Source organism: Pseudomonas sp. McL0111, assembly GCF_052567255.1.
On sequence record NZ_CP199585.1, the window covers coordinates 2,946,204 to 2,968,807 of the forward strand.

A 22,604-nucleotide genomic window follows, 5' to 3' on the forward strand; every position below is an offset into this window, starting at 1 on the left:
AGTCGGGCCGAGACCATAGCATGGCCCCGGCCTTAAGCGATAAGAGCAGCAGCGCGTCAGCTCATTCGGAACTCAACTCCCGTGTTGACGGAGCCGCGTTCCACGACCAGCATTCCTTCGATGAAAATAGCTGCTTCCAGGGTCAGCGGAAGACATTGAGCTTCTGCGTGATAACCCTGTGTCGTCAATGGTGCGCATACGCGTAATTTTCTCGAGCATGCCCATGCTTCGCCAGGTGAACCCGGTCAATTCCTCAGCCTCCACAACTTGGTCATGCAACGAATTCAGTGCCGTGTTCGACACGTTATCTTGCAATCGTAGCTCTGCGATCATCTGGTCGACCTTGTCCAGCCATTTTCCAGCCTGCTCTTTGTTTGCCGCCTTGAGCTTGGTGCCTCTCAACTCGTCGACGTAGCCTCCCACCAGCGGCCCCAAGATCATGCCGCCAACGGCTGTAGCAGTGGTCACTCCTAGCGCGGTCAGATTGAACAGTCGATGGACGTCCTGCGTCACATCGGCGGGTGGCACCGTTTCGTCTCCAGCCGGGTCCCACGTCGCAGGTATAGACCAACCGGGATTGAATAACGTGGCATGTAGTGTCAATTGCGCCGCGGCAGTCAAAACGGTTGAAACGACGGCAGCGGAGGCTGGCGATGATGTACTGACGGGAAGCAGCGCCAGCCCTACTCTGGAGTTAACAGCAGTCAGCACCGTTGCCTTGCCCCACTCGCGCCATGTTTGCTCGGGTTTTGGGGGAAGTCGTCCAGGCGGATTGTCTCGGGGATTTTTCACTGGCACATCGGGGGAAGGCGCTACCGTGCTCTCCGTGGACGGCCTGCGTGTGGTGCCGGGAAGTGGCATTTCGATCGTATGATCCGCAGGCTGGGTCATCGCTCCCTGCCAGTCGACAAAATTGATCGGATTGTTGCCGGTCATGCAATACAAATTCAATCCATCCACGACGCCATGCTTGTCCGGTTGCGTCCAGCGCCCCAGCCACGGAGCGTAATATCGTTCGCCATAATAATAAAAACCGCTGCGATCAAGCTCTTTACCGCCATAGCGGATGGTTTTGTAATTGACTTCGACGTCTGCACGCGCTGTGAACAAGGCGGTCGCGCCGAATGGGAAGAATCGCTCGCTGCTGATCAGTTGCGCGGACTGGTCCAGTTCGATAAGGCATGAATTCAGGTGGTCGGTCAGACCGTAGCGCAGTTGTGTGCTGCCAATGTTCGCCGGATCGTTTTCCCAGTACAGGCATCGAACAGTCCCCGCTCCGGTCGTGACCGTGATGGAATGCAGTTCTTCACCATTTTCCTTGCCGGAGATTTCCAGTCCCGGCAAGTAGCGCACTTCCTGAAAGTGTTGGACGTTCGTGCTGTAGCGATCATGGCGTTTGAAGACCCTCTGGCCCTGGCTGTACCTGTAGTGTTCGGCGTCGTCTGAACCGTCGGGACGCGAGACCATCACCACTGACCGCAATTGATCGCGGCTATTCCACAACAGTGGCTGGCCCGGCAGTCTTTCCAGCAGGTTTCCGTGGGGATCGAACAGTCGGTTGAGGTCCGGAGGCGGATCACCGGGTTTGTGCAAAATGCCGCGATTGCTGTGCGGATCGATGAAGATGTGTTGGGTATGGCTGGCGTTCTCGCGCACCTGAGTGATTCTGATCAGGTTGCCGCCGTGATCGTATTCGTAGGTCTGTCGGTATTGACGCAGGTCTCTGGAGTCGCCGGGTTGCGGCCACGAAGGCCCTTGCGGGTGATTGGAGGCGCTGCAGCCGGTGGCGCTGCGCAGTTGGTAGAGCGAGTCGTAGGAGAATGTTCGGGTTCCGTCGTAGCGTTGGTTGGCGAAGAAATCCGGTTTGACGGCGGCATCGACGATTTTGGTGATCATTCCCACAGGATCATAGGTGTACTCGAAGTCCTGAATTGGCGATTCAGTGCCTTTTTGTGTCCACTGCCTGACCAGATGAGCGTTGGCCGGGTTGTACTGCCAATGAACGCTCACGGCGTTGCCATGTTTTTGCAAGACGAGCTGTCCGGCGGCGTTATATTGCGCGTCTAGCAGTATCTCCCACTTTTGAATCCCGCCCTTTAATGCAAGGTGTGTGGTTTTGAGTTGTCCGGCCAGATCGTAGTGCATCTGCTGTCGATGCTGACCTGCATCCGTCTGGTCCAGTATCAGGCCCAGCGGGCTGTAGGTGCGTTGGCTGGTGAAGCTTTTTCCATCGAAAAAGAGACGACTTTCACGAACGGCTTGCCCGGCGAGGTTATAGCTGCCCATTTGCACAGAACCCGAAACGTCAACTTGCCTAAGCTGCCGCCCGCGCAGATTGCAACCAGCATCGGCAGATGCATCCGCATAGATGATTGTTTCATCGTCTGCGGGGCTGAAGGCATTCTTCACGCTCAGCGGGCGTAATTGGCGATCGTAGGTCATGAGCCAGGATGTGTCACGGCCATCCCAGCGCTGCAGCGTCTGGCCGGCCAGCCCTGGCAGGTTCAAGCGCACGCCGGCGTCGACGTTATCGGTTTTCAGTAGCTGTCCCTGCAAGGTGTAGACCGTCACGAGACTGGGACGGGACAGACGCGGATCCCACTGGGCAACGTTGCGGCCGGCCAAATCATGTTCCAGACGACTCACCAGTGTCACTGGCGTGGCTCCGGCACTGCTGCGCCAATAGGCAACCCGGCGCACCGCAAGCCCACGGCTGTCGGTGGCTTCGAGCGAGGGGGTGCGTCGGTGAATGCTCATGGCTGAGGATCCTCTTCGACGGTGTCATTGAAGTCTTCGCTGGTCTGATACCAGGGGTGATACGTTTCGCGGGAAAAATCCTTTTTGGCATTGATCAATTTGATCGGGCGGCCAAGCGCGTCGTAAAACAATTGCTCGAAGTAGCCGTGCTCACGCAGGGCGTGGTCATTGACGTAGTGATGAGTGTCAATAAAAAACGGTCGAAACTGACGCACCGGCAGTCCTTTGTTGTTGTACTCGACCCCCGCAGTAGCGCGCCATCGCGGATCGGCGTGTTTCTCGAGCAATTGACCGTTTTCGATGATCAGAGAACCGTCGGCGGATACCGCATACGCGATACCCGGCTCGACCCGTTGCAGGGTTTGCAGGGCCCGGCCAAAGCCGTCCACATAACTGATGACGATTTGAAACTGTGCGCTGACGGGATCATCGGGATAACGGTCGGCGCTGATAACCATGCTGTGCACTGGCTTGCGCAGGACCCTTTCGATCAGTTCGCGCAACGCCAGCTCTGCGGGTGTCGGAAACTTGAGCTGTGCCAGCCTTTGGCGTGCACGGGCGCGAATATGCAGGCTAGGCAGGACATCACCGTTTGCCAGCCATTCGCGCAGTAACTCGGGCATTTCGTTGACCGTAACCGGCAATTGTCCCATCCAGCTGAACAAGTCCTTGCGCAATATGCTGGCGGCTTTTTGCACCGCTGCCGATGGGTCGGCAATGGCCGCGTCAGGTCGATGATCTATCGGACGAACATACTCATTGAGGGGACGAAAACCTGCGGCGACAGCGTTTTCGGTGCCGAAGAAACTGAATGCAAAAGGCTGTCCGGAAGGTTCGTAGATCGCTTCCTGACAGTTGTCATTGGCATCAATCAGACGTGAGGGTTGCAGTGCGTGGTAATCGTACTCACTGCGAGTCTTGCAGCCATCCGGTAGCTCGACGCTCTTGATCAGCAGCCAGTAATTGTCGTATTCGGCTTTGGTCCAGCCGTGGCTCAAGGTTTCGCGGTATTCACTCACCCTGAAAAAAGCCGACAGGCCCTCGTACTTCGCATAGCTGTGGCGGGCGGACCAGAGATTTGCTTCTTCGTCAGCCGCAGGCGGAGGTTCGAACAGAGGCGCCATCGGCGTGTAGCCGATGTTTGTTAACTCTGTGCGGATGTTGAACGGTGGCGGCAGATTGCTGTAAGCGTCCAGCGCAGTCTTGTCCAGTTGTGCGAGCTCAATCGGTGCAGCCAGTGCTTCAAAGTCGGCGACGCCATCCGGCAACGGGCTGCCATCGATAGAGCTGAGATAGCGCTGCACGGATTGCCCCGTCAAAACCCTGAGCGCATTCCATTGTGGGGTGGCCTGGTGAGCTCTGAGCGACTCCCAGGAAATTTCCTGCGGATTGAGTCCCGTCGGTAACGTGCCTTTGGGCAATACCAGTGCATCGCTGCGATGTTGATATTGCAAGCCCAGCTTGCGGCGTTGCCAGCTCGTATCCAGGTCGATGAACCGCGCGCGGGATTCGTTCAGGTAATAACTTTGCTGCGCCGGGTCATGGGCGTCCCGCCACCACTGTTGTTCATCGGGGTCGGAAAAGGGCGGGGTGTCTGCTTCGGTCTGGCGCCGTGCATAACTGACGGTCACGGAGTGAGTCGGCTGGCCGTATGGATGAGTATTCAGGACGATGTCATGACGGCACAACGGGTCGTTGATAATGCGTTCGTAATGATAAGTGATCGTTTCCAGTAAGCGGGGTAGCAGCACCGCAGCAGGTCCATATTGACTGTCGGGTTGCATGTCGCGAACCAGGTAGCGCGACTCCACCACCAGATATGGCCGTACGTCCTCGCCGGAGTAGGTCTCGACGCGGGTGATCGAACCGACCAGTGCTCGTGCGATCAGGTAGCGAGTGGTTTCATCGGGCGGCGTAACCGGTTCTTCGCATTCATCCGCCAGGTGATAGTGGCTCAATTGCGTCGCTCCCAAGGGCAAAGCCTGGGCATCTCCTTTGAAATAGCTGTCTCTGGACCGATCCATGGAGCGCCCGGTCATGAACCAGGTACAGACGCGTACCGGGGCGGTGAAGCTGACATCTTCGTCGCCCGTGGCGCTTTCGCTGTCGGTTTGTTGCAGATGGCCGAAGCCGCGGAATTCGCGTTCGGCGCCGTCATAGGTGCCTTCGTAATAGTTACAGTGCTGAGAGCTGCAATTACCGGTGATTTCGTCCAGCTGGCGCTGGCGACTGACCACTTGAATCGGAAACGGTAAGTGGCACTGTGGCGGTTCGAGGGGCTTTTCAGCGAGCCATTGCTGCTTTTCATCCAGCCATTCCTGGGCGGAACTGCGGTAGACCACTTGGGAGCTGCTACCCATGTTGTTGTTACTGGCCGTCAGCAGATAAGGCTTGGCGGCAACAAAATCGTAGCGCCAGTGCCGGGCAGTCATGTGCGGCACGGTGAGAATCAGGCTGGCGCAACCCAGTCCCTGCAAATCGGCGAAGCTGACCTGACACAAACGGTCGTAACGCACACCTTGGGGCCAGGGCACGACGACTGGTGTCTGCTCCAGACCATTGCCGCCGCGATTCAGGTAAATCTCGAACGTATCGGACTTCAGGTAGATCAGGGCCGGCGCGCCGGAACCATCCAGATCGGCGATCCGCACGCGGGCGGAGTCGAAGTCGCTGTAGTCGAATGGCAAGGCGCTGATCACTCGCCCTTTACCGAACTTGCCGTGGCCGAGATTTGGCCAGCATTTGATTTCGTTGTGGCAAATACGGTAGAGCCCGCTCGCGTTACCGCCCTGCAGATTGCCAAATATCACCAGCTCGTGGGGCGAGTTGCTGAACAGTGGCAAGCGGTCACCCGACGGTAGATGTGGAACGTCTTCGGCCGTAGCGAAACCTTCGGTTCTTTGATTGGCGTACACACGCACGGCATGGGGCCCGATCATCGCCAGAGAACTGAGTCCGTCCCCTGTCAGGTCACCCAATTGCGAGAGGCCATTGAAAAACTCCAGTGGAAACCGGGCAAACGTCATGAACGGTGCCCAGCTGCGGTCGGCGTTCAAGGCGCGATAACCGCTGATGCCCGGTTGCGCCACGACCCAGTCCAGACGACCGTCACCGGTCAAGTCGAGCAACAATTGATGCGCAGGGTTATTGCGGTTCGCGACGGGGATCTGTTCCAGCGCCTTCCAGGGGGCATAACCGATGTCGTCTTTACCCGACTTGATGCGCAGCGGTTCGCGGTAATACCAGCACTGGTCATAGCGGCAAAGAAAGCCTGGCAAGCCCTCGCCATACAGGTCGACACACAGGTAAAACTGTCCATCCTCGATGCCCGGCATGGTCTCGTCTTCGAACAGGCGAGCGGGAGTTTTATTGATCTCGAAAGATGAGTAGTCAAATTCCACGGGAGGGGTTTGCTCGACCGCGCCATGTGCGTCGTAGGCCTGATAGTGAGCCGCAGTGATCTGGTTGTAATGCCAGGGAAGCGTGGTGTCCGGATATTCCAGCAACAACCGCCGCGTCAGCACCGGCTCATTACCGGTTTCCTGCGGAAAGTAATGGAACATCAAAACCTGCTGACAGAGCCGACGTGTACCGACTTCAAAACCCTGGCCATAGGTTGAAAACGGGTCCAGGCGGATCAGCCACGATGCCAGGGAGTCTCCACCGTAGACGGGTTTCTCCGTCAGCGAGCGGGTACGCTCGCCGTAGTCGAACAGCAGATGAAAATGCCAGTCGAGTTCGCTTGGATTTTCCGTAGTCCAGCCATACAAGTTCTGGCTGGCCGTGAAATTGCCGTAAAACACTGCTCGCAAATAGCGTTGCGCGCGGTAGTCGTAAATGAGGTCCTCGTTCTCGTCGTCAGCCTTGTACTCAAAGCAGATGTGTTCGCCATGAGTATTGAGGCTTTCGTTTAATAACCAGGCGCCAACATGGTGTGGCGTTTCGGGATCTGCCAGACGCGAGGCAGCCGTTTTACCGAACAGCTGCAACGTTCCATCGCCGCCGTGGATCAACCAGAATGTTGGCGGATGAGACTCTTTACTCGCGCGTTCCCAGCGTTCGCGCAATGCAAAGCTGCTTTCGACCCGAGGCCAGTAGCGCACCACTTTGTGCAAGCCAATGTTGACGTCGTTGTAGCTGCTTTCAAAGCGTGACTGAATATTGCCAGCGGCGTCGAGTTCCGGCATCCAGACTTCGCCATCATCGCCGATGATCTCATCATGATCGGTGTAGCGCGGCACACCTTTGTTGGTGCTTCGGCTGATCTGGGCAATGCCGATGTTCCAGCCAATGCCAAAAGGCCCGTTGCCGGCCTGGCTGCTGTAACCGAGTGACAATTGCGGGTCCCAGCCACGTCCGGGTGAAATCGGCAGCGGCAGTTCGAACGAGGCAGCGCCGGTCGGGCCGACGGCCCCCCAACTTTTGCCAATGGTGGAGATTGAAGCGCTTTTGGCAATGGAGGGGGTGATGATGCTGAGGTCTTGATCGGCCATGATTGTATCCACTGCGTACAGCGTTAGCGTGAGGCTCTGACGCTATCAAGACGCAGACAATACGTAACCTGTCAGAACTGACAGGGTGATCAGATCAAATTCCTTGCAGGGCCCGATTTTTTATAACGAGATTGCTGAGGGCACAAACAAAAACGGCCGGTTCACCTTTCGATGAGCCGGCCGCTACAGTCAGATAAAAGCGCCTACTGCACTTCTACCGCCAGGCTTTCGCTGATCTTCTTCTGCCAGATCGCTGGACCGGTGATGTGTACCGACTCACCTTTGCTGTCCACCGCGACGGTAACCGGCATGTCCTTGACCTCGAATTCGTAGATCGCTTCCATGCCCAGTTCGGCGAACGCCAGCACCTTGGACTTCTTGATTGCCTGGGCAACCAGATAAGCGGCGCCGCCGACGGCCATCAGGTACACGGCTTTGTTGTCCTTGATCGCTTCGATGGCGGTAGGGCCGCGCTCGGATTTGCCGATCATGCCCAACAGGCCGGTCTGCTCAAGGATCTGACGGGTGAACTTGTCCATCCGCGTCGCCGTAGTCGGGCCAGCCGGGCCAACCACTTCGTCACCGACCGGATCAACCGGGCCAACGTAGTAGATGAAGCGACCCTTGAGGTCTACCGGCAGGGTTTCACCCTTGTTCAGCATTTCGACCATGCGCTTGTGCGCAGCGTCGCGACCGGTGAGCATCTTGCCGTTGAGCAGGACGGTTTCGCCCGGCTTCCAGCTCTGCACGTCTTCCGGGGTCAGGGTGTCGAGGTTGACGCGGCGAGCCGACGGACCTGCTTCCCAGACGATTTCCGGGTAGGCGTCCAGCGGTGGCGCTTCCAGCGAGGCCGGGCCGGAACCGTCGAGCACGAAGTGTGCGTGACGGGTGGCGGCGCAGTTCGGGATCATGCACACCGGCAGCGAAGCGGCGTGGGTCGGGTAGTCCATGATCTTCACGTCGAGCACGGTGGTCAGGCCACCGAGGCCCTGGGCGCCGATGCCCAACTGGTTGACCTTCTCGAACAGCTCCAGACGCATCTCTTCGATACGGTTGGACGGGCCGCGCTTTTTCAGCTCGTGAATGTCGATGGACTCCATCAACACTTCTTTGGCCATGACCGCGGCTTTCTCGGCGGTGCCGCCGATGCCGATACCCAGCATGCCCGGTGGGCACCAGCCGGCGCCCATGGTCGGAACAGTCTTCAGCACCCAGTCGACGATCGAGTCGGACGGGTTGAGCATGGCCATTTTCGACTTGTTCTCGGAACCGCCGCCCTTGGCTGCCACGTCCACTTCCACGGTGTTACCCGGGACGATGGAGTAGTGGATAACGGCCGGGGTGTTGTCCTTGGTGTTTTTACGAGCGCCCGCCGGGTCGGCGAGGATCGAGGCACGCAGGACGTTTTCCGGCAGGTTGTAAGCCTGACGCACGCCCTGGTTGATCATGTCGTCCAGGCTCATGGTCGCGCCATCCCAGCGCACGTCCATGCCTACGCGTACAAACACGGTGACGATGCCGGTGTCCTGGCAGATCGGGCGGTGACCGGTGGCGCACATGCGCGAGTTGATCAGGATCTGCGCCATCGAGTCACGGGCCGCTGGCGATTCTTCGCGCAGGTAGGCTTCGTGCATCGCCTGGATGAAATCCACGGGGTGGTAGTAGGAAATGAACTGCAGGGCGTCGGCAACGCTCTGAATCAGGTCGTCTTGCTTGATCACGGTCATGAGTCGCGCTCCTCTATAAGACGGGAACATTCAATAAGGTGCTTGCGGCTTGGGTGTATCGGTCGACCGCAAACACCTTTCAAGGCACGCCGGGGCTGCTGGCGCGACGCTAAAAAGGCGCGGCAGTATACCGCGCCTCGGTAGGGCTTACACGCGCCGGCAGTCATTCGTTGGTCGCATGCCGAACACTTGTGACCATGGCCGGCCCCTGTGGCGAGGGGATTTATCCCCGTTCGACTGCGCAGCAGTCGTAAATCCAGTGACTGCGTTTTAACAGCTAGATCGCCGGGGGCCGCTTCGCTGCCCAACGGGGATGAATCCCCTCGCCACAGGGATCTCGTTTTTCGAGAAATTCACTCATTTCAGTCATGCATTTGACGTCAATTTTCGAGCCCGGAAATCGGTGGTCATTTCGCGACTACGCCACTAAAGTGGCAGCCGGTCTGTGGAGTAGGACACTCGGTCAGCCTCTTATCGCACGGTGAGTCAACGATTGACCCATAACGCCATTCAACGTCTTTTGCTCAAGCGCTTTGCCCTTGCTACGGCCACCTACGGATTGGCTTTGCTGCTGCTGTGGCTGGCGTATTTCACCGGACACTACAACGATTCGCTGGTGGGTGTGACCGTCGGCAGCGCGCTGGTGGTGATCTCTCAGGCGACCCTCTTCGCCATATTCTTCTCCGGCTACAACCTGCGTTTTTCCGACCCGAGCCTGACCGAGGCGCAAGTGCTGCTCGGCCTCGGCTGGCAGACGTGGCTGATCGCACATCTGGATGAAGCCCGGGGCGCGTTCCTGGTGTTTTATGTGCTGATCCTGTTGTTCGGCCTGTTTCACCTGTCACGCCGGGCGTTCATTCGTTGCTCGATGCTGGTGTTCTTCAGTTTCTGTGCGATCACTCTGTGGGACGGCTACCACTTCCAGTTACCTGATCCTGCAATGGCTGCGTTGCAGGTGTGCATCCTGTTGATGGTGCTGGGCTGGCTGGTACTTTATGCGCGCTTCGTCCAGACCTCGCGCCAGCGTCAGCGGCAGCGCCGGTTCGCCTTGCAGGCGCATCAGGACACCCTTCGCGGCATGATGCGTCAGCTCGAAGATCTGGTGGCCACCGACGAACTGACCGGGTTGTTCAACCGTCGGCACTTCCTGCGTCTGGCCTCACGTGAGCTGAACTCGATGGACGCCGATGTGATGCATGGCCTGGCGCTGATCGATCTCGATCACTTCAAACGCATCAACGACCTGCACGGCCATGCCGCCGGGGATCAGGTGTTGCAGGCGTTTGCTGCGGTGGCCGGTGCGTGTCTGCGTGACGGCGACGTATTGGCGCGTTACGGTGGTGAAGAATTTGTGGTGCTATTGCCCGACTGCGATGCCGAGCGCCTGACTGCCTGTTGCGAACGGCTGCGGATCGCTTTCACTGACGTCGAACTGGTGGGCCTGAATGTGCGAAATCTCAGTCTGTCGGCAGGCATGACCCTGCTGGAGCTTGGCGACGATCTCGATGACGCCTTGCAGCGTGCCGATCAGGCGCTGTATCGGGCCAAGCGTGACGGGCGCAATCGTTGTGCGGCGGCGTGGGAGAACGTCGATGCCTGAGTTGCGGGTCGGCGACCGTCAGTGGTCGGTGACGGCGGGCAGCAATCTGCTCGACGCCCTCAATCAAAACGGCGTCGCGGTACCTTATAGCTGCCGCGCCGGCAATTGCCATGCCTGTCTGGTGCAATGCACGCAGGGCCTGCCCGCCGATAATCGACCGGATGCTCTGAGCGCCGAACAACGTCAGCAAGGCTGGCGTCTGGCCTGTCAGTGTCAGGTAGTTGAAGACCTTCAGGTTCATACTTTTGATCCGGTCGCGGACGGCCAGCCGGCAGAAGTCGCGGCGCTCGACTGGCTCAGCGCCGGCGTCCTGCGTTTGCGCCTGACCCCGCAGCGGCCGTTGCGCTACAGCGCCGGGCAACATCTGGTGCTTTGGATCAACCACATCGCCAGGCCATATTCGCTGGCGAGCCTGCCGCAAGAAGACCGCTTTCTCGAATTTCACCTCGACTGCCGCCAGCCCGGTGAATTCAGCGATGCCGCGCGCAGATTGCAGATCGGCGACTCGATCCGCCTCGGTGAATTGCGTGGCGGTGCGTTGCATTACGATCCTGACTGGCATGACCGACCGTTATGGCTGCTGGCGGCAGGCACTGGTCTGGGGCCGCTGTTCGGTGTGTTGCGCGAAGCCTTGCGCCAGGATCATCAGGGCGCCATCCGCATCATTCACCTGGCCCATGACGCCGACGGACACTATCTGGCCAAACCCCTTGAAGCACTGGCCGCGCAGCGTGAAAACCTCAGCATCGAACTGTGGACGGCGGCTGAGTTACCCTCGGCTTTGGCGCAACTACGCCTTGTCTCCCGGCAAACCCTGGCCTTAGTCTGCGGTTCAACCACCAGCGTCGATGCCTTTGCCCGGCGTCTGTACCTGGCCGGACTGCCGCGCAACCAACTGCTGGCTGATGTGTTTCTGAGCCGTGGTTGAGCGCTGACTTTCGCTACGAGACACGCCATGACCGAAGCCATTCTGCTGGAACGTGAACGCGGTTTGCTCACCCTGCGCCTCAATCGCCCGGACAAGAAAAACGCCCTGACCCGAGCGATGTACAGTCGTCTCGCCGACGTCTTGAAGCAGGCCGATGCCGACCCGGAAATCAACGCCGTGCTGATCACTGGCAGTGCCGAATGTTTTACGGCCGGCAACGATATCGCCGACTTCATTCAACAACCGCCGAGCGATCTCGACAGCCCGGTATTCCACTTCATGCTTAACCTGCTCGAATGCCGCAAACCGGTGATCGCTGCGGTGGCAGGGGCTGCGGTGGGTATCGGTACGACATTGTTACTGCACTGCGATCTGGTGTACGTCAGCCGCGATGCACGGTTGCGCATGCCGTTCGTCAATCTGGGTTTGTGCCCGGAATTCGGTTCCAGTCTGATCCTGCCGCGCTTGCTCGGGCATGCGAAAGCGACAGAGCTGTTACTGCTCGGCGAGGGTTTCAGTGGTGAGCAGGCTGCGCAGTGGGGCATCGCCACTGAAGCGTTGGGCAGTGGCGAAGCTGCACTGAGCAAGGCACGGGAGATGGCGCTGCGGTTCGAAGGGTTACCGCCGGAAGCGGTGCGTATCAGCAAGCAGCTGATGAAAGTTCCGGATCGCGAGTTGATTCGCCAGGTGATCGAAGAGGAGGGGGCTTTGTTCACCCAACGGCTACGTTCGCCGGAAGCCCTGGCGGCGTTGACCGGGTTTATCAAACGGCATTGAGTCATTCGTTGAATGGGCGAGCGCTATCGCTGGCAAGCCAGCTCCCACAGGGTTATGTGGTGGTCACAGGGTTTGTGCTCGGCGCAAATCCTTGTGGGAGCTGGCTTGCCAGCGAAGAGGTCCAGACAGGCACCCCATCTTCTGGATCAGAATGCAAAAAGCCCCGGCACTCACATGCCGGGGCTTTTGTTTTTCAGCGAGTCACTCAGACCTGCGGATCACCAACGTGCAGGATCTTCATGCCATTGGTGCCACCGGTGGTGTGGTAGCTGTCGCCCTTGGTCAGGATGACCCAGTCGCCTTTCTGCACGACGCCGCGCTTGACCAGCTCGTCGATAGCCTTCTGGCTGACTTCGTGCGGTTCCAGCGAGGCCGGGTCGAACGGTACGGTGTACACGCCACGGAACATCGCTGCGCGCGCCTGAGTCTCGCGGTGCGGCGAGAAGGCGTAGATCGGTACCGAAGAACGGATACGCGACATGATCAGCGGGGTGTAGCCACTTTCGGTCAGCGCGATGATCGCTTTAACGCCCGGGAAGTGGTTGGCGGTGTACATGGTCGCCAGTGCAATGCTCTCGTCGCAGCGAGTGAATTCCTTGCCGATACGGTGGCTGGAAGTCTTGCCGGTCGGGTGCTTTTCAGCGCCGACGCAGATACGCGCCATTGCTTGCACAGCTTCCAGCGGGTACAGGCCTGCGGCGGATTCAGCGGACAGCATCACGGCGTCGGTGTAGTCGAGCACGGCGTTGGCCACGTCGGACACTTCGGCGCGAGTCGGCATCGGGTTCTGGATCATCGACTCCATCATCTGGGTCGCAACGATCACAGCCTTGTTGTGGCGGCGTGCATGCAGAATGATTTTCTTCTGAATGCCCACCAGCTCGGCGTCGCCGATTTCCACACCGAGGTCACCACGGGCAACCATCACCGCGTCGGACGCCTTGATCAGGCCGTCGAGGGTTTCGTCGTCGGCCACGGCTTCGGCACGTTCGATCTTCGCCACCAGCCACGCGGTGCCGCCGGCTTCGTCTCGCAGTTTACGGGCGTATTCCATGTCGGCGGCGTCACGCGGGAAAGATACCGCGAGGTAGTCGACTTCCATTTCCGCAGCGAGCTTGATGTCGGCCTTGTCTTTTTCCGTCAGGGCCGGAGCGGTCAGGCCGCCACCGCGACGGTTGATGCCTTTGTGATCGGACAGCGGGCCGCCGATGGTCACGGTGCAATGCAGTTCAGTGGCAGTGGCGGTATCAACGCGCATGACCACGCGGCCGTCGTCGAGCAGCAGCTCGTCGCCTACGCCGCAGTCCTTGACCAGATCCGGGTAGTCGATGCCGACCACTTGCTGGTTGCCTTCGGTCAACGGATGGCTGGTGGAGAAGGTGAACTTGTCACCGATCTTCAGCTCGATCTTTTTGTTGGCGAATTTGGCGATACGGATTTTCGGGCCTTGCAGGTCACCGAGCAGGGCGACGAAGCGACCGTGCTTGGCAGCGAGGTCACGCACCAGCTTCGCGCGAGCCTTGTGCTCGTCGGGGGTGCCGTGGGAGAAGTTCAGACGGGCGACGTCCAGACCAGCCAGAATCAGCTGTTCGAGAACTTCCGGCGAGTTACTGGCCGGGCCAAGGGTAGCGACGATTTTGGTACGACGGACGGACATGCAAAGACTCCTGAGTTCAAGCGCTAGCAGAGGCTACTATGCTCTTGGGGTGTAGTCATTGTTCGTTTGCACTACTTATTACTTTCTTTATTGAACGCGGCAACTTTGGGACAAACGCGCCTGAAGATTTCCGACGATGGGTCGATACAGAGCTCAAGACAGGAGAACCCTCATGCGATTCGTACCCATTGCCGCCCTTGCCCTCAGCGTCCTCGCCGTCACGGGCTGCACCCGTTGGTCGATGAACCATCATTTGAACAACGCCTACAGCGCCTATGATCGCGGCAATTGCGAGCAGGTGATGCTCGAACTGTCCAAGGTCGAGCGCGCCAGCCGGGCCCGCCCTTACGTGTGGCCGGAAGTGTCGATGATGCGCGGTCAGTGCCTGGAACGGCAGAAAATGTTTGTCGATGCGGCGCAGACTTACCAGTTCATCATCAGCTCCTACCCCAACAGCGAATACGCCTTCCGTGCCCGTGCGCGTCTGGAAACCTTGCAGAGCCTGGGACATTACCCGACTCGCAGCGCCGCAGCCGTGGTGCCACCGGCTCGCTTCTGATGTTAGTTGTCATACAAACGCTGGCCGTGTGTACAAGCTGAGCTATAGTCGAATGACTCGGGTTTAGAGCCTGGCCTCTAAACTTGAGCAACACCTGCGACTGGCAGAAGTCAGGTGACGGCGAGGTCGCGACCGTCACACCGGAAGCGGGGAGAGCGTGCCTGCCACACAGGCCCGTTCCGAAGCAAAGGTGCGGCTCTGTGATGGAGCCTTGCATGGTTGACTGCGCATGTTCACCGACCGCCGAATAGAACGGCATCAGTTGCCGTACTTCCTCAGAGTGTTCAACAGCGTCACTGACAGGCCCATCGGCTTTCTGGGTAACGTGTCGGAGGACGGGCTGATGCTCATCAGCCAATTGCCGATGATGACCGGGGTGGACTTCCACCTGCGCCTGAAAATCCCCCAGGGTGATGGCTGCAATCAGGTGATCGACTTTACCGCCTGCTGCCTGTGGTGCCACGAAGACGCAACCCCACTGCATTACGACGCCGGATTCAGCCTGCAACAGGCACCGCCGGAGTTCGGGCAATTGATAAGAGCGTTGCAGCAGTACTTCAGTTTTCAGCCATTGCCTGCTTCTGTCTGATACCCCGCCAAAGCAAAAGATCACGACCCTTGGTGCAACGCCTGCTCGCGGTAGAGCGACCTCATGCCAACCGCAAGCCCCTTGCACTTAATCGAAAGTGTTGTCGTTTTGGCTATCAGTCGAGGATTTTTAAGACGAAAAGAGTCTTTCTGACTGTCAGTTCTGACAGTGGTCGCTGAATGGGAGTGTACGTATGTTGATCCCATTACCTTAGCTGACCACTGCCCGGGAACCGCTGAAATGAACGACATCGTTGATGATGGGAAAAAAGACGAGACAGCGCCGGGCGCTGATGAAGTCCAGGCACAATCTGCTGCGAGCACCTCTGAAGAGGAAGGGTTACCGCGCAAGCAGAGTGGAGGCGAACAGTTCTCCGAGGTGTTCTGGGCGGATGCCGTTTCCACAACCCTGCATCAGTCACATCCTCGCGTGCCGCAGCTGAGAACCGAGGTGCAATGCCAATACAAGTTTGAAAGTGGCCGGATCTATGTAAGAACTCTGCGTTACTATATGACTACGCGATTTGGCAACTGGAAAAGGGCAAACCTGGATATCGCCCTTCGGTTCGGCGATTACGTTCGTCACAACTCAAAAGACAACCTTGTTCAAGATCAGAATTGGCACGACCACGTAGTACACCTGGAGTCCTCACTGGCGGCTCCTGATTTTGATTCGTATCTGGTTATTCGGGTCGATTATGACGGTACGAACAATGATGTCGAGCCGCATGAAGGGTGGGGAGTGCGCATTCGCCCTGCGCAGACACCCATTATCGAATCGCCGGTGTCCGGTACGGCGGTCACGATGCCGTTTACCGTTTCCGGAAAAAACGGGCTCCTGAACGGGAATATCAGGCTGATTGCTGTAGCTGAAAATTACCCTATTATCGGGTATCCAGCCGTGCAGTCTGATGGACGCTGGAGCGCCTCCGTGACGCTGCCGGGCGGTGCGTTATCTTTTTATGCCTTACAAGTTATCGGCAGTCAAGCTTCCCGCAGATCCAACACTGTCACCGTTCGTTTGGCCCTGCCACCACCAAGCTTCACCGCACCGGCAAACGGATCGTACTTCAAGACTGGCAGCACAGTACTGTTAAAAGGGCGGGGAGCAGCTGGTAAAACCATCGATGTCATGACGCCAGGCGGCGGCATTTTGCATGGCACCACCGTCGTTAAAGTCAATGGGGAATGGGAGGTAACGTTTAATTCGAGCAACTATCCCGACGGCGGCATCGTAAAAATGCATGTCGGCCATCGGGACATGAATGACTGGTCCGCCGAGCGATTATTTACCTTGGTTGCGCGACCGACGATTGCCTTGCCGGCAAGCGACGCGGTAACTGATCCACGAGGGCCGATTTTCGGAGGTAATGCAATTTCGGGGGCCACGGTCGAGGTGCTCAAGGACTTGGAACACTCCTTCAAAATCGGTCAGGGTACGGCGGGAGAAAGTGGCCAATGGATCGTCACCTCGTTTACTCAGGACATACCACCCGGCGTGTTTTCGATTGTCGCGCAGCAACGTGTATCGGGAGTCATTTCTGATGTCAGCGTCGCTCGTTTCTTCAAGGTTCGCCCGCCTGCACTTGCGTCGGTCCGCGTCAATTTCCCAGCCATCACCACCGCTGGATTTTCAGGCTCCGGATATCCCGGCGCCACGGTCGAGGTCACGATCATCAAAGGCCCCGCAGGCGCCACAGTGCCACCTGCGGCGCTCGTCGCAGGTGGCAGCTGGACTACGACTTCACAGAACTTTCCTATCGGTCAATACGACCTGAAGTTTGTCCAGAAGGTCTCCGACAATGCCGGCGGCTGGATTCCTTCGCTCGAGTATCGATTCGACGTTTTAACGAAGTTGCCGCCACCCAGCCAAGTGGCTTACAGCGTCAGCAATTTTACTCCGAGCTTCTCTGGGCAAGGCAATGTTGGCGCGGAGGTGCACATTCTAGAGAGTAACTCCCCGGTCGCACCGCCTGTTCAGGTGACAACCGCAGGCTGGTTGACCACCGCCTCATCTCCTTGGATACCGGGCAGCACGCGGACTGTACGGGTGGTTCAGCGATTGGGGGATGCGGAATCCGAGGCTGTGGAGCTTGTGGTCAACATCGAGGCAGCTCCGGTCCCTTTCAATGTGAAGTATACGGTGCAGAATTACACACCAACCTTCTCGGGGGAGGGGGCGAATGGTGCCATTCTGGAGATCTATTTTGATGAAGGAATTACTCCGGCGGCTCCGGCTACCGAGGTCCGTGATGGCGTATGGTCAAGCAGTGCTTCCAGTTCCTGGGGGCCGGTTTACCGCCGTATTGTATATATCAGGCAGTCACTGAACGATGTCTGGTCGCGGTGGGTAACGATAGCTGTCGATATCCCACCAGAAGCACCGGTCATCAGTCCCATCGAAGGTGATGGCCAGCCAGTGGTTTTCAAAGGTACCTGCCTGGCGAACGCGGCGTTGTCCCTCAGGTTCAGCGACAGCGATACGGAACACAAACCGGACGGCAGAACTGGCAACTGGACGTTCCAGCGATCAACCGATTTTGATCTGGACAAAGTACATACCGCTACGTTGATTCAGACCATTGCCCAGCAAGATTCGCTGCCCGCGCTGCGAGAGTTTTCGGTGTACCCGAATAAACTGATCATCACCGAACCTGCCGAAAATGCAGAGGTTGCTCGTGACATTGTTGTCAGCGGAAATAACGGGCAAAAAGGTGCATTACTGCAACTTTACGACGCACAGTTTCAACAACCACTGGGGGCGGAAAAAGCACTGACTGCTGATGGCGGCTGGGAAGTTGAGCTGGAGAATCTGAAGTTTCAAAAGTACCAGATTAATGCCAGGCAAAAAATTGCTGGCAAGGAATCCCGGCCCAGTGACGAGCGCAATTTTTTCGTGGTGCTGAAGCCTCCGTTGATCGACGTACCGCAACAGGATCAGCCACTGCCAAGGACCTTCACGATCTCCGGGACCGGCATGCCTTTCTGTCAGGTGGCGATATGGAGTCAGGGGGAATCCGCGCCGTTACTCGAAAAAATCCCGGTCAGCATATCGGGTGAGTGGAAGGCCGAGCTAACGATGCCGGTCGGCAGGTATATTTTTAAGGCCAGGCAGTTCTTCCAGACCCACGAGTCGAAGGACAGCCCTTTACGTAGTTTCAAAGTAGTCCCCGCTGCACCGATCATCGAAAGTCCCGGCAAGGGCTCTCATGTTGGTCAGTCATTCGTCGCGTCAGGTTTCGGCGTCTTTGGGGACCTGATAACACTGGCGTTGAATGGCAGCAAACGTGTGGTGCTTGGGAGCACTCCGGTGCTTGAAGATCGCAGCTGGTCACTGACGCTCACACTGGACGCGCCCCCTGGCATCTGCAATCTGGTGGCTATCGCTTCGTGTGACGGCTTCGAATCTTCCGAGTCAGCCGTGCACCCCGTGGTACGGGGCACCTACCTGCCGGTTTTTGATAAGCCCGCGACCGGTCAGTGGGTCCAGTCCCCGATCAGTTTCGCCGGCAACGGGCGGCGGGGCGTTGGCCGGATAACGAGTTGGTACGATCCAGATGTTCATTTGAGCGAAAACATTCCGGTCACCCCTCAAGGGTGGCAGAGCGCGGCTGGGCAACCTCTTCGCGACGGTGGCCACTGGTGCCGCTTCCAGCAGACCATCGTTGACGATGCAGATGGCGCGACTCTCTCCGATTGGATCGAAAGCGGACGTTTTGAAAAGTCTTCAACGCCGCCCGACTGATTTTCTTCGATGAATGAGCACGTCTACTGTCATTTATGACAGTAGACGTGCTCAGCGCGGGTGGCGCACATTCGGTTATGCACCAAGCGTTCAAACGATGAAGTGATCTCGTTTGCGCATGACGATAATACAGGGAGCTCCGGTCATGACTGACTCAGTGATTCGTCCCATTGAACAACTGTTTGCGCGGACTTTCAGCGAAGAGCAACGCGAGACCTATGCTGATTTTTGCGCCTACCTGAAGAACGATGGCTCAATTTTTCCCGTTGTGGAGCGTGGTGTTCAGGGACTGATCAAGGATTACCAGTTGAGCCCGGATGATGCGCGGGCATTTCTGCGCGGAGCCAATAGCCTGGCAATCTATATTCGACGTCAATTCATCGAACACTCTTTGACCAGTGATGCAGTCCATGTCACGCAATCCAAAAGTGGTTTGCTTTCGATGGTGGCCGGGCCGAGTTATGAACTATTGTTCGAGCCGAAATTCGATGCGCTTTGTCCACCAGAGGCACTGGAATCTATTACTTCACCTGTGGCCTATCTGATCGAATTGTTACGTTGGATCGATGACAAAATTTTTCCCGAGGGTGACGATAAAAGCCTGGATTTACATCATCGGCGGAGCGATTTGAAAAGGTTGCTCGTCGATTTCAGTTCAGTACACCAGGTGGTATCCGCTCTAGACATCATTGTTCAAGTACTCGAGACGTTCATCGACGAGAACGCCACAGAGGATGAAGCAGGCAAGAAAACCGATCTGGAGCAGGCGCTGATTACGGCCCATTACCCTAACGGCCTGCCCTACTATCAGCATTGGGTCACACTCGATTTTGTCGCCAGCCAACATGGCCTTTCGGTCGGCAATTTTGTTCATATGGTGGACAACGCCTACCCCTATTTCTTGCGGTCAGATGCCTGGGATGTCGATGCAGCGCGTGCATTTGCCCATGCTTCGCGCCTGGGGCCGTACCAGCGCCAGTTACTGACGGAGGCTCCCGTAGCTGCCGACGACAGTGAGGCACGAATTGCCTATTGTCTGCATAACTTCGGCACGGACGAGATGACATGGCAGAACCTCAATCAGGTGAGCTTTTTCGGTGAGCGAACCCGGATGGAGGCTCGGGCCATTGAGGAGTTGTTGTCGATTCGCAATTCTGCCCCGACGCGCTCAGACAATGTCACGGTCTACCCGGAACAGACCGGAATTAGCGACAGTTCGCGTTCCGGCTCGGTGTTTATCAACGGCGCAGGTGCGGCCTCGATCACCATCAATTACGACGACCATGAATCGGCATTCATGCATCGTTTGTCAGTGTCTCCCGCCATCATTGACCCCTACGAGCGGATGAACCGCAAATTGCGTCTGGATCGATGGCTGGGCCTGCCCAGTGAACAGGTGGATGCGCTACTGGCAGCCGCATTCAATGCAGAGACGCGTGGCGCCACCCCGCAATATAAAAAGTGGATTTCCAGTCACGTGGTGCATGCCCTGGGGCTGTTCCAGTCGTTACGCGAAGGATATGGCTGTTCTGCGGAGGACTTCGCGGCGTTTATAGATCAAATATCGATTTACGGTCGTGGTGAGGTGCTCTCGCAATTTGACCGGACTTTCAATAGCCAAGGTACGTATCGCCAACCGCTGATGCTGGACGGCGGAGAGTTTGCGATATTGCCGGTGCAAGGTGTGAGCGATTTGACCATCAGCCAGTTGTGCAGTGGTCTGGGCATCGACTTGAAAACCTACGTTTACCTGGCAGTCGCCATTGCCCGGGCTCATGGACGCAGTGAAACACTCCAGCGCAACCCGGCCATTATCTCGAGCTTTTATCGGCTGGTGAAATTGCCGCGAATGCTGGGTATGACCCCCGTCGAAGGCGTCCTGATGTTGGCGATTCTGGGTGGTGACAGCTGGCTCAACGGTCTTGCTGGTTTGCCTCAAATCGTTGAGAAAACCGGTAATGGTACGACTCCGGACGCCCTCAATCTTATTTATGCCATGCATTCATGCGCGTCCTGGTGCAAGGACCGACAAATGCCGGTGTTGTGGATGCTGCAGCAGGTTTCGCCGCCGCAAGCACTGGCTGTCGCCACGGAAGAGGAGCGCCGTTTTTTCGATCAGATCCGCAATCTGCTGCCTGCCGCCCTGTTCAACAATGCGAGCCTGGTGATGGCTGGCGTACCTGCGCCAGTTGGACTGGACTGGACGGCATTGCTGGTGAGGCTGATCCATCCTGCCGGACTGGTCATCACCTCACCAATGGCGGAGCCTGAATATCTGGTTTTTGCCAGAGAAGTGCTCAACCAGGCTATCAAAGACGGTCTCGGCGAAAATGACGCGGCTGTCAGAAGCGTCATCGTCGAACGGATGTTGACCGTATTGTTACAGGCTAGAGATGCACAAGTCTCGGTCGTCCGCGAGTGCCTGGCGGTTTACACCGGCCTCGACGCTGAACGCGGTCTACGGGTACTGACGTGGTCGCAGTCTACGGTCGATCAGTTGTTGGTTCTGGTGCTCGAACGTGGTGAACGGGATATGCAGGACGGCGTGCGTGAGTCCGGAAAACCGGATTTCTTGCTGAGCCTGCTGGCGGATGTGCGACGACGCAGTGCGGTAGTGAGCAAACTGGATCTGAGTGCTTTGCTGCTGGATGACTTACTGCAATACGGCCATAAAGCCTGGATGGATCAAGACGACCGGCATCTGCTATCGATGACGACGTTGTACTACCTGACCTCACTGACTCGGGCATTTGAGCTGAGCGAACAGTCTGGCGAGAAACTTCTCGACTACCTGCGTGAGGTCAATGCCTTGCCTCAGCCTTTGACAGGCGATGCATTAAGGCTGGTACAGCAGGCGGCGGCGCTGCGGCTCGCGGAGTTTTTTGACTGGAGCGTGCAGGAAGTGCGCGAGTGTGTCGCCCACATCGATCCGCAATCGCAGATTCTCAAGAGCCTGAGCCAACTGGATCTGCTGATGCGCATTCGCGTGCTGGCGGGGCACAGCGGCATGGACGCTCTGACAATTTTCCTCGTGGGGAATCTGCCCGAGACTGTCGACAAGGAAGCTTATCGAGTTGCGGCCGAGCATGCCGTACTCAGCATTTCGGAAACGCGTGCACCGGTGGTTTCTTTCAACGATGAGTTGTCTGAACCGCTGGTCATCATGACCTGTGTCGAGGACAGGACCGAGGTGATCGCTAATAAACCCGACGAGAAAATAATCTTTACCGTGACCCTCACTGATGCAGATGGCGCCCCGTTGAGCGGGGTTCTTGTGCACTGGAAAACGAGCCTGGGCACGATGCAGAGTCGCGCGACCGAGACTAGTGGACAGGTCAGAGCCGACTACTTGCCCGGCACGGTCATGGGGCAAGAGAGACCATTGTTTTGGGTGCCCCTGATCAACGCTCAACAGGGCCCGCTAATCAATATCACCGATGATGGGGAGTCGCTGTTCTTCCCGGGGCCGTTGATATCACAGGTTCCGCTTGAGCCAGTACCCAAAGGTCATGAAGTAGAGCTATCGGTCGTGGCGCAGGACAAATACAAGAACCTCGGACGCAACCGCCTCGTGCGCTGGACTGTCGCGTCCGACGACGATTCGAAGTCTGCAGTAATCCGCCCAGAACAGAACTTCACCGATTCCAAGGGCTTCAGCCGGGTGCGTTTGTTCAGTCGGACTGGAGGAACGTTCGTCGTCACGGTGATGATCGAAAGCAGTGAACATTCGACGGATTTCGAACCCATCACGTTTTTGTAACGACGACGCGTGT

General features: G+C 57.6%; 11 protein-coding genes. 7 read left to right on the top strand and 4 right to left on the bottom strand.

The features are described from left to right. Window positions 1–72: 72 nt before the first annotated feature. The 3 genes from ACTWLJ_RS13490 to ACTWLJ_RS13500 form a co-directional block, all read right to left on the bottom strand. Window positions 73–2,757, bottom strand: a complete 2,685-nt coding sequence (locus tag ACTWLJ_RS13490) for an RHS repeat domain-containing protein (RefSeq protein WP_445181163.1) — start codon at window positions 2,755–2,757, stop codon at window positions 73–75. After that, complete coding sequence (locus ACTWLJ_RS13495; protein WP_445181164.1) at window positions 2,754–7,250, bottom strand: SpvB/TcaC N-terminal domain-containing protein; 4,497 nt, start codon at window positions 7,248–7,250, stop codon at window positions 2,754–2,756. The genes ACTWLJ_RS13490 and ACTWLJ_RS13495 overlap by 4 nt, the downstream gene beginning before the upstream one ends. A gap of 203 nt (window positions 7,251–7,453) precedes the next feature. Continuing rightward, the gene (locus tag ACTWLJ_RS13500; RefSeq protein ID WP_426206915.1) at window positions 7,454–8,977 is read right to left on the bottom strand and encodes a fumarate hydratase; all 1,524 of its coding nucleotides are present in this window, start codon (window positions 8,975–8,977) and stop codon (window positions 7,454–7,456) included. 493 nt (window positions 8,978–9,470) lie between these two features. Here ACTWLJ_RS13500 and ACTWLJ_RS13505 point away from each other — a divergent pair, with 493 nt between their 5' ends. The 3 genes from ACTWLJ_RS13505 to ACTWLJ_RS13515 are packed head-to-tail and all read left to right on the top strand — an operon-like array spanning window position 9,471 to window position 12,282. Beyond that, window positions 9,471–10,577, top strand: coding sequence for a diguanylate cyclase domain-containing protein (locus ACTWLJ_RS13505; protein ID WP_445181165.1), 1,107 nt, complete (start codon window positions 9,471–9,473; stop codon window positions 10,575–10,577). Then, window positions 10,570–11,505, top strand: coding sequence for an iron-sulfur-binding ferredoxin reductase (locus ACTWLJ_RS13510; RefSeq protein WP_445181166.1), 936 nt, complete (start codon window positions 10,570–10,572; stop codon window positions 11,503–11,505). The genes ACTWLJ_RS13505 and ACTWLJ_RS13510 overlap by 8 nt, the downstream gene beginning before the upstream one ends. A 27-nt stretch (window positions 11,506–11,532) precedes the next feature. Next, a complete protein-coding gene (locus ACTWLJ_RS13515; RefSeq protein ID WP_445181167.1) occupies window positions 11,533–12,282 on the top strand; it encodes an enoyl-CoA hydratase-related protein in 750 nt (249 codons plus the stop codon). A 205-nt stretch (window positions 12,283–12,487) separates the two neighbouring features. Here the strand turns inward: ACTWLJ_RS13515 and pyk are convergent, their stop codons facing one another. Then, window positions 12,488–13,939, bottom strand: coding sequence for a pyruvate kinase (pyk, locus tag ACTWLJ_RS13520; RefSeq protein ID WP_445181168.1), 1,452 nt, complete (start codon window positions 13,937–13,939; stop codon window positions 12,488–12,490). Between the two features lie 172 nt (window positions 13,940–14,111). On the opposite strand from pyk, the gene ACTWLJ_RS13525 reads away from it, so the two are divergent. The 4 genes from ACTWLJ_RS13525 (at window position 14,112) to ACTWLJ_RS13540 (ending at window position 22,591) form a co-directional block, all read left to right on the top strand. Further along, window positions 14,112–14,498, top strand: coding sequence for a tetratricopeptide repeat protein (locus ACTWLJ_RS13525; protein ID WP_401214154.1), 387 nt, complete (start codon window positions 14,112–14,114; stop codon window positions 14,496–14,498). Between the two features lie 229 nt (window positions 14,499–14,727). Further along, a complete protein-coding gene (locus ACTWLJ_RS13530) occupies window positions 14,728–15,087 on the top strand; it encodes a PilZ domain-containing protein (protein ID WP_445181169.1) in 360 nt (119 codons plus the stop codon). Window positions 15,088–15,327: 240 nt separating this feature from the next. Further along, window positions 15,328–18,831, top strand: a complete 3,504-nt coding sequence (locus ACTWLJ_RS13535) for a hypothetical protein (RefSeq protein WP_445181170.1) — start codon at window positions 15,328–15,330, stop codon at window positions 18,829–18,831. A 145-nt stretch (window positions 18,832–18,976) separates the two neighbouring features. Further along, window positions 18,977–22,591, top strand: a complete 3,615-nt coding sequence (locus ACTWLJ_RS13540) for a Tc toxin subunit A (protein ID WP_445181171.1) — start codon at window positions 18,977–18,979, stop codon at window positions 22,589–22,591. Window positions 22,592–22,604 lie beyond the last annotated feature (13 nt).